This is a genomic window from Gordonia lacunae (assembly GCF_002149015.1).
Taxonomy (GTDB): Bacteria; Actinomycetota; Actinomycetes; order Mycobacteriales; family Mycobacteriaceae; genus Gordonia; species Gordonia lacunae.
In genome coordinates this window covers 1-15,293 of record NZ_NGFO01000012.1, presented here as the reverse complement: position 1 = coordinate 15,293, position 15,293 = coordinate 1, and the positions used below count along the sequence as shown (strand labels likewise).

Annotated in this window: 17 protein-coding genes; 9 read left to right on the top strand and 8 right to left on the bottom strand. The window is 68.9% G+C overall.

The window, feature by feature from the left end:
• Positions 1 to 34: 34 nt before the first annotated feature.
• A complete protein-coding gene (gene pdxR / locus CA982_RS11945) occupies positions 35 to 1,501 on the top strand; it encodes a MocR-like pyridoxine biosynthesis transcription factor PdxR (RefSeq protein WP_086535551.1) in 1,467 nt (488 codons plus the stop codon).
• A gap of 28 nt (positions 1,502 to 1,529) precedes the next feature.
• On the opposite strand, the gene CA982_RS11940 is transcribed toward pdxR, so the two are convergent.
• A complete protein-coding gene (locus CA982_RS11940; protein WP_086535550.1) occupies positions 1,530 to 2,312 on the bottom strand; it encodes an isoprenyl transferase in 783 nt (260 codons plus the stop codon).
• A gap of 133 nt (positions 2,313 to 2,445) precedes the next feature.
• Here CA982_RS11940 and trhA point away from each other — a divergent pair, with 133 nt between their 5' ends.
• The 4 genes from trhA to CA982_RS11920 all read left to right on the top strand — a co-directional run bounded on the left by trhA (position 2,446) and on the right by CA982_RS11920 (position 7,001).
• Entirely contained in the window at positions 2,446 to 3,114 is a 669-nt protein-coding gene (gene trhA / locus CA982_RS11935; RefSeq protein WP_086535549.1) for a PAQR family membrane homeostasis protein TrhA, read from the top strand.
• Positions 3,115 to 3,173: 59 nt separating this feature from the next.
• Positions 3,174 to 3,725 (top strand): hypothetical protein, encoded by a 552-nt coding sequence (locus CA982_RS11930; RefSeq protein WP_244176235.1) that lies wholly within the window; start codon positions 3,174 to 3,176, stop codon positions 3,723 to 3,725.
• A 108-nt stretch (positions 3,726 to 3,833) separates the two neighbouring features.
• Positions 3,834 to 5,321 (top strand): PepSY-associated TM helix domain-containing protein, encoded by a 1,488-nt coding sequence (locus CA982_RS11925; protein WP_425269074.1) that lies wholly within the window; start codon positions 3,834 to 3,836, stop codon positions 5,319 to 5,321.
• A gap of 111 nt (positions 5,322 to 5,432) precedes the next feature.
• Complete coding sequence (locus CA982_RS11920; protein WP_086535548.1) at positions 5,433 to 7,001, top strand: alkaline phosphatase D family protein; 1,569 nt, start codon at positions 5,433 to 5,435, stop codon at positions 6,999 to 7,001.
• Positions 7,002 to 7,220: 219 nt separating this feature from the next.
• Here the strand turns inward: CA982_RS11920 and CA982_RS11915 are convergent, their stop codons facing one another.
• Together CA982_RS11915 and CA982_RS11910 are read right to left on the bottom strand one after the other, a co-directional pair.
• Positions 7,221 to 8,309, bottom strand: a complete 1,089-nt coding sequence (locus CA982_RS11915; RefSeq protein WP_086535547.1) for a 3-deoxy-7-phosphoheptulonate synthase — start codon at positions 8,307 to 8,309, stop codon at positions 7,221 to 7,223.
• A gap of 247 nt (positions 8,310 to 8,556) precedes the next feature.
• Entirely contained in the window at positions 8,557 to 9,003 is a 447-nt protein-coding gene (locus CA982_RS11910) for an Lrp/AsnC family transcriptional regulator (protein WP_086535546.1), read from the bottom strand.
• Positions 9,004 to 9,100: 97 nt separating this feature from the next.
• On the opposite strand from CA982_RS11910, the gene rocD reads away from it, so the two are divergent.
• On the top strand, positions 9,101 to 10,363 hold the full coding sequence (rocD, locus tag CA982_RS11905) for an ornithine--oxo-acid transaminase (protein ID WP_086535545.1): 1,263 nt from the start codon (positions 9,101 to 9,103) through the stop codon (positions 10,361 to 10,363).
• Here rocD and CA982_RS11900 read toward each other — a convergent pair.
• Genes CA982_RS11900 through mca form a run of 3 tightly spaced genes read right to left on the bottom strand, consistent with a single transcriptional unit; the run spans position 10,346 to position 12,091 of the window.
• Positions 10,346 to 10,849 (bottom strand): TspO/MBR family protein, encoded by a 504-nt coding sequence (locus tag CA982_RS11900; protein ID WP_086535544.1) that lies wholly within the window; start codon positions 10,847 to 10,849, stop codon positions 10,346 to 10,348. The genes rocD and CA982_RS11900 overlap by 18 nt on opposite strands.
• 22 nt (positions 10,850 to 10,871) lie before the next feature.
• Complete coding sequence (locus CA982_RS11895; RefSeq protein WP_086535543.1) at positions 10,872 to 11,195, bottom strand: hypothetical protein; 324 nt, start codon at positions 11,193 to 11,195, stop codon at positions 10,872 to 10,874.
• Positions 11,195 to 12,091: a mycothiol conjugate amidase Mca gene (gene mca, locus CA982_RS11890; RefSeq protein ID WP_086535542.1), complete on the bottom strand. Its 897-nt coding sequence runs from the start codon at positions 12,089 to 12,091 to the stop codon at positions 11,195 to 11,197. Before mca ends, CA982_RS11895 begins: the two co-directional genes overlap by 1 nt.
• A gap of 48 nt (positions 12,092 to 12,139) precedes the next feature.
• On the opposite strand from mca, the gene CA982_RS11885 reads away from it, so the two are divergent.
• The 3 genes from CA982_RS11885 (at position 12,140) to greA (ending at position 14,031) form a co-directional block, all read left to right on the top strand.
• Positions 12,140 to 12,637, top strand: a complete 498-nt coding sequence (locus tag CA982_RS11885; RefSeq protein ID WP_086535541.1) for a DUF4307 domain-containing protein — start codon at positions 12,140 to 12,142, stop codon at positions 12,635 to 12,637.
• Positions 12,634 to 13,410, top strand: a complete 777-nt coding sequence (locus CA982_RS11880; protein WP_086535540.1) for a queuosine precursor transporter — start codon at positions 12,634 to 12,636, stop codon at positions 13,408 to 13,410. Before CA982_RS11885 ends, CA982_RS11880 begins: the two co-directional genes overlap by 4 nt.
• 129 nt (positions 13,411 to 13,539) lie before the next feature.
• The gene (greA, locus tag CA982_RS11875; protein ID WP_004020945.1) at positions 13,540 to 14,031 is read left to right on the top strand and encodes a transcription elongation factor GreA; all 492 of its coding nucleotides are present in this window, start codon (positions 13,540 to 13,542) and stop codon (positions 14,029 to 14,031) included.
• Between the two features lie 162 nt (positions 14,032 to 14,193).
• Here the strand turns inward: greA and CA982_RS27190 are convergent, their stop codons facing one another.
• Both CA982_RS27190 and CA982_RS11865 read right to left on the bottom strand, forming a co-directional pair.
• Complete coding sequence (locus CA982_RS27190) at positions 14,194 to 14,436, bottom strand: Ltp family lipoprotein (RefSeq protein WP_244176233.1); 243 nt, start codon at positions 14,434 to 14,436, stop codon at positions 14,194 to 14,196.
• A 328-nt stretch (positions 14,437 to 14,764) separates the two neighbouring features.
• Positions 14,765 to 15,293 (bottom strand): integrase core domain-containing protein (locus CA982_RS11865; RefSeq protein WP_144066021.1); only part of this gene is annotated, 529 nt, incomplete at its 5' end.

The following is a 15,293-nucleotide window of genomic DNA, read 5'->3' as shown; positions in this document are numbered from 1 at the left end:
AGCCGCGATTAGCTCAAGAAAGTGGTCCAATCCGATGGCAGAAAAACGGGTCAATTCGACTGCTCCCGATCCCTGGGCCGAAGTCGCCGAGCGGCTCGGGGCGGACCTCTTCCTGGATCTGCAGCCCGATCCCGCCGCGGGCGCCCGCGGACGGGGTGCCACCCGGCGTCGGGCCCTCACCGAGGCACTGCGCTCGGCGATCCTCGACGACCGTCTGCCGGCGGGAACCGCACTGCCGCCCTACCGATCCCTCGCCGCAGACCTCGGCCTGGCGCGCGGCACCGTCTCGGCGGTGTACTCCGAACTCATCGCGGAGGGGTGGCTGACCGCCCGACAGGGATCGGCCACCCGGGTCGCCGACGGCGCCGCGCGCCCACCGGCCGTCGACGACCCCGGCGCCTCCACCGCCCGGCCCGCACTGCGCCACGACTTCTCGCTCGGGCGGCCGTGTGCCGGCATGTTCCCGCGTAACGACTGGATCCGTGCCACCCGTCGCGCGCTCACCGAGACGCCGGACGACGCCTTCGCCCCGGCTCATCCGCGCGGGCGCGCGGAGCTGCGAGGCGCGCTCACCGGTTACCTCGCCCGCACGCGAGGTGTCCGCACCGGCCCGGACCAGATCGTGCTCGGCACGTCGGTCCTCTCCGCGCTGGAGTTGCTGGCGCGCACGGTGATCGACGGTGTCGTCGCGGTCGAGAGCCACGGCCTCCCCTTCCACCGGCACGCGCTCGAGCGCGGCGGGGCCCGGGTCGTGCCGGTGCGGATCGATTCCGACGGCATGGTGATCGACGAACTCGAACGCACCGGCGCCACCGCGGTGCTGCTGACCCCCAGCCACCAGTTCCCCACCGGCGTCGCACTCTCCCCGGCCCGGCGCATGCAGGTCGTCGACTGGGCGCGACGGACCGGCGCCGTCATCGTCGAAGACGACTACGACGGCGAGTTCCGCTACGACCGCGAACCCGTCGGCGCCTTGCAGGCCCTCGGACCCGACGTCGTCATCCACACCGGTTCGCTGAGCAAGAGCCTGTCGCCGGCCGTCCGCGCCGGCTGGCTGGCCGCCCCCGCACATCTGGTCGAACCGATCCTGGCCGGCAAGGGACTCCGCGAAGCCGACGCGAGTATCGTCGACCAGCTGACGCTGGCCGAGCTCATCGACTCGGGCGCCTACGACCGGCACATCCGCCGCAGCCGTCAGGCCTACCGCGCCCGTCGCGACGCGCTGGTGAAAGCTCTGGCCGGGGTCGGCCTGGAGGTGCCCGGCATCGCCGCGGGCCTGCACGCCCTGATCCCCGTCGCGCACGCCGAGGAAGGGGCGATCGTGCACCGGGCGTACGAGCGCGGGATCGCGGTGACCGGACAGTCCCTGTTCCGGCATCCCGATGCCGATCCGCTGCCCTCCGGTGGGATAGGTGTCGGTTTCGGGACTCCCGCGGCGTCGACCTTCAGCACCGACCTGGGCGCTCTGACCGGGTTGCTGGCCGACTACGTCGGCCGCTGACCACCGGACCGGGCCGAGGCCGGATGAGCTACTTGCCGAACCGCCGGCTCCGCGCGGAATAGTCGCGCAGGGCGCGCAGGAAGTCCACGCGGCGGAACTCCGGCCAGTAGGCGTCGGTGAACCAGATCTCCGAATAGGCGCTCTGCCACAACAGGAATCCCGACAACCGCTGCTCCCCGGACGTCCGGATCACCAGGTCGGGGTCGGGCTGACCCTTCGTATAGAGATTGGCGTCGATCGCCTCCACGGTCACCGCGTCCACCATCTCGGCGGCACTCGCCCCGGCAGCCACCTTCTCCTCGAGCAGCGCGCGAACCGCGTCCACGATCTCCTGCCGCCCGCCGTACCCGACCGCGACATTGACGTTCATCCCGCGCCGTTCGGCGGTCCGGTCGGCGGCCGCCCGTAGGCGTCCGGCCACCGGCTCGGGCAGTGCGTCGAGGGTGCCGACGATGCGGATGCGCCACTCGCCCTCGGGCGCGGAGATCTCGTCGACGATGTCCGGCACGATCTCGAGGAGCGCGTCCAGCTCGTCGGACGATCGGTTGAGGTTCTCGGTCGAGAGCAGGTAGATGGTGACCGCCTCGATACCCAGGCCCGCACACCAGCCGAGCATGTCCGCGATCCGCTGTGCGCCCACCCGGTGCCCGTGACTGACGTCCTCGAAACCTGCTTCGCGGGCCCACCTGCGGTTGCCGTCGCAGATGATCGCGACGTGACGCGGCAGACGCTCGGTGTCGAGCAGCTGGATGAGCCGGCGTTCGTAGACCGAGAGGACGGGGCGTCGAAGTCGATCCGGCAGTAGCTTCATCGTCGGATCGTCCCGGCGTCGTCTCGGCCTCGTGTCACGCAGGACACCTTACGCGCCGGGACGCATCCCGCCGGCCACCGGCGGTGCGGCCGGCCATGCCGCCGATGCGCGAAGTTACGGTACCGTAGGTTGGGTGAGCACGTTGCTGAATGCGCCGGCCGACGTCCGCCCACGCCTGCGCGGAGTCATCCACCACTACTCCGCCTATGTGGCAGCGGTCGCCGGTCTCGCCCTGGTCATCGGCGCGGCCACGGTCGGCGACCCGGTCGCCGTCGTGCCGTGCGCCGTCTACGCGGTCACCGTGCTCGGGCTCTTCGCGATCAGTGCCGGTTACCACCGGATTCCGTGGAAGACGGCACGTGCCCGGACCCGCATGAAGCGCGCCGACCACGCGATGATCTTCCTGTTCATCGCCGGCACTTACACACCGTTCTGCGCTCTGGGCCTGCCCTCGCCGACGAGCTGGTGGGTGCTCGGCATCGTCTGGGCGGGCGCCGCGGCCGGTGCGACCCTCAAGATCGCGTGGCCCGGGGCGCCGCGCTGGCTCGGGGTGACTCTCTACATCGTGCTCGGCTGGGTGATCGTGGCCGTGGCCCCGGCGCTCGTGGGGGAAACCGGCGTCCTCGTCATGGTCCTGCTCGCGCTCGGCGGCGTCTTGTACAGCGTCGGCGGCATCCTCTATGCGGCGCGCTGGCCCGATCCGTGGCCGGAGACGTTCGGCCATCACGAGGTGTTCCACGCCTGCACGGCGGTCGCAGCCCTGCTGCACTACGTCGCTGCTTGGCTCCTCGTACTGGGCTGACCTGCCCTTTCGGTGACCGTGCGCGGTCCGGACGAGTCCGCCATCGCTATGCTTCTTGCGTGAACCCGGACATGCGCGCCATCCACCGCCTCCGCGGTGGGGTCGTGGGCGCGCTGTCGGCGAGTACCGCGGTGGCCGCGCACGGACTCGCGGGTGGCGCTCTTCCCGCCACGACGTCGCTCGTGATCATGACCGCGGCCTGCACCGCACTCGGCTGGGCGATCGGCGCGATGTCCCGGCGCCGTCCGGGGTGGTTCACCACGATGGGTCTCCTGGCGGCCGGACAGTTGCTCGCGCACGTCTCTCTCACCGCGCTCGACGCGTCCGCCGCCCATCACACGGCCGCGGCGGCGGTCACGCATGCCCCCGGCCAGTCCATGCTGCTGGTGCATGCGGTCGCGACACTACTCACAGCGGCCGCGATCCGGGTCGCCGAACCGGCTCTCCTGGCCGTTCTGACCGCGATCGTGGCGCTGATCCGAGCCGTTCTCGATCCTCCCGCCGACGAGCTCACCGGGCTCGTCCCCCGCTCGGCCCACCCAGATGCGCGGCCCCGTCTGCGCGCCATCGCCGCTCTCGACACCCGCGGCCCGCCGGCACTCACGCGCTGATCCATTCCTCCGCCGACCCGTCACCCGACGGGCCGGTCGGTGCGCGTCCGTCATCCCATCTGATCGTGGTCGATGCCGCGTGCCGTCTTCCGCTCGAGAGGCCAACACGTGTCCCTACCCAACCTGTCCCGTCCCGACAACCACCAGGGCGGCGACGCCGCCGTCCACTCCCCCGCGCCATCCACCTGGCAGCCGTTGGTACGACGCCTGCACTTCTACGCCGGTGTCTTCATCGCCCCGTTCCTGGTCGTCGCGGCCATCACCGGCGGGCTCTACGCGATCGCACCGTCGGTCGAACAGGTCGTGTACCGCGACCAGCTGCACACCGACAGCACCGGCGATACCCGCCCGGTCGCCGAACAGGTCGACGCGGCGGTCCGGCTCCGTCCGGACCTCACCCTGTCCGCGGTACGACCATCGACCGAGACCGGCGACACCACCCGGGTTCTCTTCGACGACCCGGCGCTGGGGGCGTCGAAGCGTCTCGCCGTGTTCATCGACCCGGTGACCCTCGAGTCGACCGGCGAGTTGGTGTCCTACGGCAGCAGTGCGTCGTTGCCGCTGCGCACCTGGCTCAGCGAACTGCACCGCAATCTCCATCTCGGCGAACCGGGCCGGATCTACAGCGAACTCGCCGCCTCCTGGCTGTGGGTGATCGCCCTGGGCGGTCTCGTCCTCTGGATCACGGCATTCCGCGCCCGACGCCGGCGACGTCTCGCCGAACTGGTCACCGTCGACCGGTCGGCGACCGGACGCAACCGAACCCGGAACCGCCACGGGGTGATCGGCGTGTGGATCGCGGTGGGACTCGTCTTCCTGTCCGCGACCGGCCTCACGTGGTCGAAGTATGCGGGCGAGAACGTCTCCGAACTCCGCACCGCCCTGAGCTGGACGACGCCCGGCGTCGACACCGCGTTGTCGGCGACGCCGTCGGCACCCGACGGTCACGGGGACCACGGCGGCCACGGGGACGGGGACCGCAGCGGGCACATGCCGGACCTGCCGAGTGCGTCCGGGGAATCGGTGACACAACTCGATCGCGTCCTCGACACCGCCCGGCGCGCCGGAGTGGACGGGAAGGTCGAGGTGACCGTGCCGGCCACCCCGGACACGGCGTTCACCGTCGCGCAGACCAGGCAACCCTGGCAGTTCGGCCAGGACTCGGTCGCGGTGAACGGTGCGACCGGCGGGGTCGTGGACGTCTCCCGGTTCGCCGACTGGCCGCTCGCCGCGAAACTCACCACCTGGGGCATCGCGCTGCACATGGCAATCCTGTTCGGCTGGGTGAGCCAGCTCGCGCTCCTGCTCCTCGCGATGGCGCTGGTGGTGCTCATCGTGCGCGGCTACCAGATGTGGTGGCAACGACGGCCACGACGTTCCGGCGCACTCGCGGTGGGCCGGCCCCCGGCTCGCGGCGCGCTGCGGCGGGCGCCCGTACCGGCGGCCATCGCGGTCTGCGTGGTGGCGGTCGTCGTGGGCTGGTTCGTGCCGCTGCTCGGACTCAGCCTGCTGGCCTTCCTCGCGGTCGACGTCGCTCTCGGAATCCGTGAGCGACAGAGACGCTCCCGGGCCGAATCGAACCGGCTCTTGAACTGACCGTCAGGCGGCGGGGCCGGTGGGCGCGGTGGTCGCAGACTTCACCTCCCGATCATGTCCCCGCCGCCTGCGTGTGCGATCCAGGTCAGGTGATCCTGGTCGGGTGGGCCCATGGGCACATCGCGACGTCGATTCCTCGGTTGGTCGGCGCTCGTCACCGGTCTGGCGTTCACCCCGGGTCTGCTGGGTGGCACGTCGCCGGCAGTACCCTCCCCGGCCCATTCCGGCGGCGTGTTCGGTCTCGGCGTCGCGTCCGGCGATCCCCTCCCCGATGGGGTCGTGTTGTGGACGCGCCTGTCCCGCAACCCCTTCGCGCCGGGCGGCGGCATGGGTCCGCGGCCGGTCCGGGTCGACTGGGAGGTCGCCGCCGACGAGTCGATGACGCGGGTCGTGCGACGCGGAACCGTCCACGCGACGCCGGAGTGGGGACACAGCGTGCACGTCGACGTCCGCGGCCTCGCGCCCGGCGCCGACTACTTCTACCGTTTTCGGGCCCTCGGCGAGATCTCCCCCGTCGGGCGAACCCGAACGGCGCCGGCCCCGTTCGCACGAGTCGACACGCTCACGCTGGCCGTGGCGTCCTGCCAGAACTGGGCCGACGGTTACTACCACGCCTACGCCGACCTGGCCGCCCATGCGCCCGATGTGGTCCTGCACCTCGGCGACTACATCTACGAGAAGCCGATCCCCGCCCGGGGTGGCGCGAGAACCGCTGCCACTCTTCCTCTCTCGGCGACCCGGGAGGCAGTCGACCTCGAGGACTACCGGGAACGGTACGCGCTGTACAAGTCCGACCCGGACTTGCAACTCGCCCACGCGATGGCGCCGTTCGTGATCACCTTCGACGACCACGAGGTGGACAACAACTGGGCGGGAGCGTTTCCCGAGGACCGCACACCGCTGACCGCGTTCGCGCTCCGTCGAGCACGCGCCCTCCGCGCCTGGTGGGAGAACACCCCGGTGCGGATCGCCGCCCGGCCGAACGGAACAGTCATCCGTGCGCACCGGCGGCTGGGTTTCGGGGACCTCGTCGACCTCACCCTTCTCGACACCCGCAGTCACCGCAGCGATCAGGCCAACGGGGACAACGACACCGGTCAGAACGCGTTCACCGCGGACCCGTCCCGGACGATCCTCGGCGCCGAGCAGGAACGGTGGTTGCTCGACGGCTTTGCGTCCTCCCGACACCGATGGGACGTGCTCGCCCAGCAGGTTCCGATGGCCGACCTCGCCCGGACCGTCGGTGCGACCCGAGCGGTCAGCATGGACGGGTGGAGTGGCTACGAGGCCTCGCGCACCCGTGTGCTCGACGGCGCCGCGGATCGCGGCGTTCGCAACCTGGTGTCCCTCGCCGGCGACATCCACCGCAGCGTGGTCGCCGACCTCCGGACCTCGTACACCGATGAATCAACCACGCGCGGAGTCGAACTCGCCGCGACGTCGATCACCTCGGGCGGCGACGGCGAGGACAGCGACGACGGCGACCGCCGCCTGAAGGAGGCCTCGCCCCACGTCCGGTTCGGCAACTCACAGCGCGGCTACCTGCTGAATCGGATCCACTCCGACCGGTGGGAGGCCGAGTTCCGCGTGGCGCCGTCCGTACGGTCACCGCGCGGAACGCTACGGCGTCGAGCACTCATCACGATCCCGGACGCGACCGCCGAGGTCGACGTGGTCTGATCCGAGAGAAGCACACACCCACCGATCCCTGATCCCTGATCCGAAAGCACCGCGAAGCCCCTGGTCCCGAGCCGGAGAGATCTGCTGATCCAGCGCTCCCTGACGCGCCCTCCGCAAGCTCCGGCCTCCTCAGGGAGCGGAGTGCTCGAGTGGTCCACGACGGCCGCCGGGCCGCAGATACCGAGCTGTGAGGAGCGCACGCCGCCGGGCCACGAAGGGTTACCCCCGCGCCAGCGCCGCCAACACCTGAGCGCTGGCCTCCCAGCCCATGCACTTGTCGGTGACGGATTTGCCGTACACCAGCGGGGTGGCCTCGGTCGACTGCGCGCCGGGCTCGAGGAAGCTCTCCAGCATGACGCCGCTGACGGTCGAGGGCTCACCGGCGTCGCGCGCCGCGCGGAGGCGGGTGGCGATCTCGGTGGCGACCTCCGCCTGGCGGACATGGTCCTTGCCCGAGTTGGCGTGCGAGCAGTCGATCATGACCCGGGCCGGCAGCCCTGCCGCGGCCAGCGACTCGGTGGCCGCCGAGACCGACTCCGCGTCGAAGTTGGGGCCGCGCGTGCCGCCGCGCAGGATGATGTGGCAGTCCTCGTTGCCCGCGGTCTCCACCACGGCGCCGTTGCCGAAGTCGTCGACTCCGAAGAAGACATGTTCGGCCGCAGCGGCTTTCACGCCGTCGATGGCGACCTGGACGTTGCCGTCGGTACCGTTCTTGAACCCGATCGGCATCGACAGACCCGACGCCAGCTGACGGTGGACCTGCGACTCGGTGGTGCGGGCGCCGATGGCACCCCACGCGACCGCGTCGGCGATGTACTGCGGGCTGGTCGGTTCGAGGAACTCGCAACCGACGGGCAGGCCGAGGTCGATGATGTCGAGCAGCAGCGACCTGGCGGTGCGCAGGCCACGCTCGACGTCGAAGGTGTTGTCCATCCCGGGGTCGTTGATCAGACCCTTCCACCCGACCGTGGTGCGCGGCTTCTCGAAGTAGACGCGCATGACGATCTTGAGACGCTCGGCGTAGGCATCGGCCAGCGGCGCGAGGCGTCGGGCGTAGTCGATGGCCGCGATCGGGTCGTGGACCGAACAGGGTCCGACGATGACGAGCAGGCGGTCGTCACGCCCGGCGAGGATGTCGGCGATCTCGTCCCGGTCGCGCTGGACGGCGACGGCGCGTCGTGCGGAAAGCGGCAGTTCGCTGCGGACGGTGTCGGGCGAAGGGATCGGACGGAAGGCCCGGATCCGACGGTCGGAGGTCGATTCGGCGTTGTCGTCGGATCGGATCGGGAGGTCCGGCAAGGTGGTCACGTTGTGTGCCTTTCGAGGTCATGCCCGTGTCGATGTGGTGACGAGGCATGCCCTGGGTGTGGTCGGAGCCCCGCTCAAATGACAAGAGCAGCGACCGTCTGGTCGCTGCTCGGGCTCCGGGTGTGTCGTACGCGCGTCAGATCAACGCTTCATCGTGGCCCCACCCGGAGCCTCGATAAAGCGCCAATACGCGCGCACGGTGCTGATCACGGCGACCACACTAGCACAGGATTTTCGCGTTCCGTCTTCACGGGTGTCCCCGGTCGATCAGCTCGCTGAGGACGAGAATGGACTCCGATCGATCCACCGGACCCGCCCTTCGGATGCGTTCGAGTGCCTGCTCGAGGTGCCGTACGTCGCGGGCCATGACGCGCAGGATGGCATCGGCCTGACCGGTGACGGTCGCGGCGCTCACGACTTCGGGGATCGGCTCCCACGCGGCTTCGAGCTGTTCGGGCGAGATGTTGCCCCGGCAGTACACGAGCACATAGGCCTCGGTGGTCCACTGCATCGCCTGGGGGTCGACGATGGCGGTGAAGCCCCGGATGACGCCGTCGGCAACCAGCCGGTCGACGCGTCGTTTGACCGCGGGAGCCGAGAGTCCGACCCGGTCCCCGACCTGCTGGTATGTCGCGCGAGCATCCCGGGTGAGGCACGCGAGTACCTGCTCGTCGAGATCGTCCAGTGGTCGCAACAGAAGCCCCCTCCGTCACCGATTCTCGACGATCTGTTGCATGATCGCGCAAGAAACGTCGATTGTTTGCACCGAAGCCCAAAGATACGCTCGATCCATGACAATGACGAGCCCGGCCGCCGGCCCGCCCGGCCGGCTCGGCGCGTCTGCTCCGGCCGGCCGGCCGACCACCGACGATCTACCCGAACCTCATGTAGCGCACAATTATTCGCCCCTGCCGGTGACCGCGGCCACCGCCGAGGGGGCCTGGATCACCGATGTCGGCGGGCGCCGTCACCTCGACTGTCTCGGCGCCTATTCCGCGGTCAACTTCGGTCACCGCCACCCCCGCATCGTCGCCGCGGCACTCGATCAGCTCGCGCGGGTCACCCTCACCAGCCGCGCGTTCCGGTCCGATCGACTCGAACCGTTCTGCGCCGCACTGGCTTCCCTGTGCGGCAAGGACATGGTCCTGCCGATGAACACCGGCGCCGAAGCGGTGGAGTCCGGCATCAAGGTCGCTCGCAAGTGGGGTTACGACGTCAAGGGCGTTCCCGACGGCCGCGCCACGATCGTCGTGGCCGGCGGGAACTTCCACGGCCGCACGACGACGATCGTCTCGTTCAGCGACGATCCGGCGGCATATACCGGATTCGGTCCGTACACACCGGGATTCGTCCGCGTCCCGTTCGGCGATCTGGCCGCGCTCGACGCGGTGATCGACGAGAACACCGTGGCCGTCCTCCTCGAACCCGTCCAGGGCGAGGCCGGTGTCATCGTTCCGCCCGACGACTATCTGCCCGGGGCACGGGCCCTCTGCAACGAGCGCACCGCGCTGCTGATCGTCGATGAGATCCAATCCGGCCTCGGCCGCACCGGCCGGACGTTCGCGGTGGAGCATTGGGGTGTCGAACCCGACGTCTACCTCCTGGGAAAGGCGCTGGGCGGCGGGTTGCTGCCGGTGTCGGCAGTGGTGGCCGACCGCAGCGTTCTCGGCGTCCTGCATCCCGGTGAACACGGATCGACGTTCGGCGGCAACCCGCTCGCCGCCGCCGTCGGTCACACCGTCGTCGACATGCTCGCCGAGGGAACCTGGCAGCGTCGGGCGGCCGCCCTCGGTGAACGCCTGCACGAGCGGCTGCGCGACTTCGTCGGGGACGGTGTGGTGGCGGTCCGGGGTCTCGGACTGTGGGCGGGCATCGACCTCGACCCCGCGCTCGGCACCGGCAAGGACTTCTGTCGGCAGCTCTCCGAACGCGGCGTCCTGGCCAAGGACACCCACGGCTCGACGCTGCGTCTCGCGCCGCCGTTGGTCATCACCGAGTCCGAGATCGACTGGGCGATGGAACGATTCGCTCTGACCCTACGAGACCGCCGGTGACCGCCGGCCACGGTTGAGCCACCAGGTGCTCGTCGAGAGCACGGCCGCGAATGCGCACCACGCCGGGTAAGGGGCCAGTGCGGCACCTGCCGCCGGGTTGGTCTGTGCGGTGCGCCGGGCGAGATCGGCACTGCTCACGGTGAGCGCCGCCGCCGCGACCGACGCGGTTCCGAGTGCGCCCCGGCCGAAGTAGATCCAGCTCCAGCCGCCGTTGAGCACGAGGTTCGCGCCGAGCGCCGCGAGATACCTCTGCCGTTGTCCGTGATCACCGTTCTCGTCCAGGTCGTCCAGAGTGACGGCGGACGTCACGGCGATGTCGGCGTAGAGCGCGGTCCACGCGACCGGGAAGGCCCAGTCGGGCGGCACGAACGACGGTTTCGCCAGCTTCGGGTACCAGGTCTCGACCGCCGGTGTGGTCACCACGCTGCCGACGGCCGCCGCGGCTGCGGTCGCGAGTGACGTACCGATCAGGGTGGAGATGCGCATGACTCCACTTGTACGCCTCGACTCAGGTGTCGGCGGGCCGTCGGTCGTCGGTGCCGGCGGCCGTCGTGGCATCCGGGGAGCCGGGCACGTCCGGGGTCGCGGTGCCCGGCTCGGCCGGACCGGGCGAGTCGGTGCCCTCGTCGAAGGCCTGGTCGGGTTCGGGATGCTCGGTGTCGAAGGAGGCGGGCAGCTTCTTCAGTTGTCGGCTCATCGACCAGATGAGGAACGCGGTGCCGACGAGCAGCAACAGGATCACGAGCAGGCCCAGCGGTGAGGCCTTGCCGAACTCCGGACCCTGCGGCTCCTCCGCCAGGACCATCACGGTGTTCACGATGGTGCTGTTCATCACGCCTCGATCCCGGCGAACAGGTCGGTCTCGGGCAACGCGGTCTTGACCCGGGTCCGGGCGAGCTCGAACTCCTCGGTCGGCCACAGGCGCTGCTGCCATTCCAGCGGCACCGCGAAGAACACGCCGTTCGGGTCGATCTGCGTGGCGTGCGCACGCAGGGCGTCGTCGCGCTGCGGGAAGTACTTCGAACACTCGACCTGGGTGGTGACGCGACCCATCAGGTCGCCGCGGCTCGGGTCCCATTTGCTCAGCCACTCGGCGAACGGACTCTCCTGGCCGTGCCGCGCGAACTCGTCGGAGAAGAGCACCATCCGGTCGCGGATGAAACCGTGGGTGTAGTAGAGCTTCGACACCGTCCACGGCTGGCCGGTCCCGGGGAACGCGTCCGGATCGCCGGACCGTTCGTAGGCCGCGACCGACACCTCGTGGCATCGGATGTGGTCGGGATGCGGATAACCACCGTGCTCGTCGTAGGTGATGATCACGTGGGGGCGGAACTCGCGAACCACGCGTACCAGGGCCTCGGTGGCTTCCTCGAGGGGCACCGTCGCGAACGACCCCTCCGGCAGCGGCGGCAGCGGGTCGCCCTCGGGCAGCCCGGAGTCGACGAAGCCCAGCCAGGTCTGCCGGACACCGAGCGACTCGGCGGCCTTCGCCATTTCCTCGCGACGGACCTCGGTCATCCGCTCCTTGATGCCCGGCCGGTCCATCGCCGGATTCAAGATGTCGCCACGCTCACCGCCGGTGAGTGTGACCACGAGCACTTCGTTGCCCTCGGCCGCATACTTTGCGGTCGTCGCCGCACCCTTGCTCGACTCGTCGTCTGGGTGCGCATGCACCGCCATCAGACGGAACACCCCCGACTTGGGGTCGCCGACGTGGGATTCGGTCACAGTTCCTCACCTTCGGATCGCTACTCCTCCCATGGTAGGTATTGACGCGTGAACAGTTCGGACGGGGGCGCCGCAGACGCCGGTGACGCACCACGCACGACGCCTGACACGGCACGACCGCACAGCGGTCCGCGCGCCACCTACCCGGAGCATTCGGAGACCGCCCGGGGTCGTCGTCGCTGGTTCGTCGCCCTGTCGGTCCTCGTCGTCGTGGCGGGTGTGGCGCTCGCGGTCATCGGCTACAGCAAGTTCTCCTCTGCCGACGTGACCGGGGAGGCCACCGGCTACGAGATCCTCGACGACTCGACCGTCGCCGTGCAGTTCACGGTCGAACGTTCCGATCCGAGCCGGCCCGCTGCCTGTGTGGTGCGCGGACGTTCGCGCGACGGCGGAGAGACCGGCCGGCGCGAGATCCTGATCCCCGCCGACGCCGCCGAGCGCATCGGCGTCCGCACCGAGATCACGACGTCGAGGCCGCCGGTCATCGGTGAGGTGTTCGGCTGCACGCTCGACGTGCCCGCCTACCTGAAACCGTCGGATCAGTGACCGCTCCCCCGACCGGCCGCAACGAACCGCAGGTACCGCGCGCCGCCTTCGCCTCGATCGGCAGCCGCTACTTCCCCCTCCTGGTCGCACTGTTCGTAGGCGTCATGCTGATCAGCAACGTCACCGGGACCAAGGGTGTGGTGCTGTTCGACGACTGGCTCCACATCGATCTGGGTCCGATCCAGATGAACGGCCTGGTGACCGACGGCGCCTTCTTCCTGTTCCCGCTCGCCTACGTCCTGGGTGACGTGATCAGCGAGGTCTACGGGTTCCGGGCCATGCGCCGGACGATTCTCGCCGGGTTTGCGGTGTTGATCCTCGCCTCACTGTGTTTCTGGCTCACCATTCATCTGCCGGCGGCCGATTTCTACGAGGGCCAGGAGTCCTTCGAGACGGTCGCCGGAGTCGTCCCACAATTCCTGCTCGCCGGATTGGCCGGATATGTCGTGGGCGAATTCCTCAATTCCTTCGTCCTGGTCAAAATGAAGGAACGCGCCGGGGAACGTCATCTGTGGGCGCGCTTGCTGGGATCGACGATTGTCGGCGAATTCGCCGACACCCTCGTCTTCTGCTCGATCGCTGCCACCGCCCTGGGTATCTCGACCTGGGGAGACTTCGTCAACTACACGATCGTCGGCTTCATCTGGAAGACGCTCGTCGAGATCATCATCATGCCGTTGACGTATTTCGTTGTGGGATGGCTCAAGCGGGCCGAACCGACCTATCAGGACGCACTCCAGACGGCGTCGCGCAGCGCAACCGATGTGCCATAGGTCTCATCACCTGGTACCATGAACGGATACACGGCTCCGCGAGGGGTCGTGTTGCTGCATTTATAGCAGTCCATATGCCCCTGGTGTAAACGGTCGCCCGGGGCCGCGGACAACACAAAGGAGTGACCGATGACCGACACCCAGGTGACCTGGCTGACCCAAGAGTCGCACGACCGCCTCAAGAGCGAGCTCGATTCGTTGATCGCCAACCGTCCGGTCATTGCCGCCGAGATCAACGAGCGCCGCGAAGAAGGCGACCTCAAGGAGAACGGCGGCTACCACGCCGCTCGCGAAGAGCAGGGTCAGCAGGAAGCGCGCATCCGCCAGCTGCAGGAACTGCTCAACAACGCGAAGGTGGGCGAGGCGCCGACCCAGTCCGGCGTGGCGCTGCCCGGTTCCGTCGTGACCGTCTACTACGACGGTGACGAGAAGGACACCGAGACCTTCCTCATCGCCACCCGCGAGGAGAGCGGCCAGGGCGGCCTGGAGACCTACTCCCCCAGCTCGCCGCTCGGTGCCGCCCTCATCGACGCCAAGGTCGGCGAGACCCGCGAGTACTCCGTGCCCAGCGGCGCCACCATCAAGGTGACCCTGGTCAGCGCGGAGCCGTACCACGGCTGATCGACACTCGATGTGAGCCCGGGACGACACCGTCGTCCCGGGCTTCGTGTTTTCGGACTGTGGGTTTCTGATGCCATGACCGGCAGACCTCCACTCGACCGATGGACTTCGACCGAGGTCCAGGATTCGAGTTGGGGTCTGGCAGCCAGGCGTCGGTGAACCCTAAGCGTTGTCGACCCCGTAGACCGCCTGCGCGGAGGTGAAGCCCTCGTACGCGAGCTGCTCGATCACGCCCTGCCGCGGGAACGCCGTCTTCGACCGGTAATCGCGGGCCTTCTTCACAGCCTGATCGTTCCAGTCGACCGTTCCGTCGGCCTCCACCTGGGCCACCGCGTACGTCGCGTCAGCAGTCGAGAATCCGTCGTACTCCAGCTGTTCGATCAAACCCGTCTTCGAGAACGCCATGAGCGACAAGTAGTCCTTCGCCTTCGCCAGGTGTACGACGTGTCTCCGAACCCGGACGCCGCGGTGGCTGGTGCGTCGTCGAGTGTCAATGCAATTCCGCAGACGCCGCTGACTCCGGCGATGAGCCAGGGCCATATACGGAGCGCCGCCGGCGGGTGTGATGCGGCCGGCGTAGCACCGGGAGAACGGTGGGAGCGGACATTCTGGGGGCCGGTCATCGTTGTGGCCCTTCGTGATGTCGATCCGCAGCACTCGACCGGCAGACGTCAACGCGACCGCCAGACGTCGATCGAGGTCTGCCGGTCGAGTTGAGGTCTGGCAGTCAGATCTAGCTGTACTGACCTGAGAGGTTAGGTACGCGGTCGGCGGGTGATCGACCTTTGAGTGAGGTGTGGCCGCGGTGGTGATTGTAGTGATGCAGCCAGCTTGAGTACTCAGCGCAGCGTTCGGCGTCGCTGGTGTAGAGCCGCGCGTAGGCCCACTCATCGGCCAGCGTGCGGTGAAACCGTTCCACCTTGCCGTTGGTCTGTGGCCGATAGGGGCGGGTCCGGCGATGCTTGACCTCACCGAGCGCGTCACGGAAGACGTGGGATCGGTAACAGGACCCATTGTCAGTCAGTACATTCCGGACCGTGAATCCGCACTCCAGGAACCAGGCGTTGGCCCGTTCCCAGAAGTCGGCGGCGGTCTGTTTGCGTTCGTCAGCCAGAATCTCGGAGTACACCAGTCGGGAGTGGGCATCGAGGGCGGTGTGCAGGAAATGGTGTCCCCGCAGCGGATCGCCCCATGTGCTACGGCGTCCTGAACTTTTATCTGCTTGCGAGTTGTGATTGCCCTGGGTTCGACCGAGCATGCGC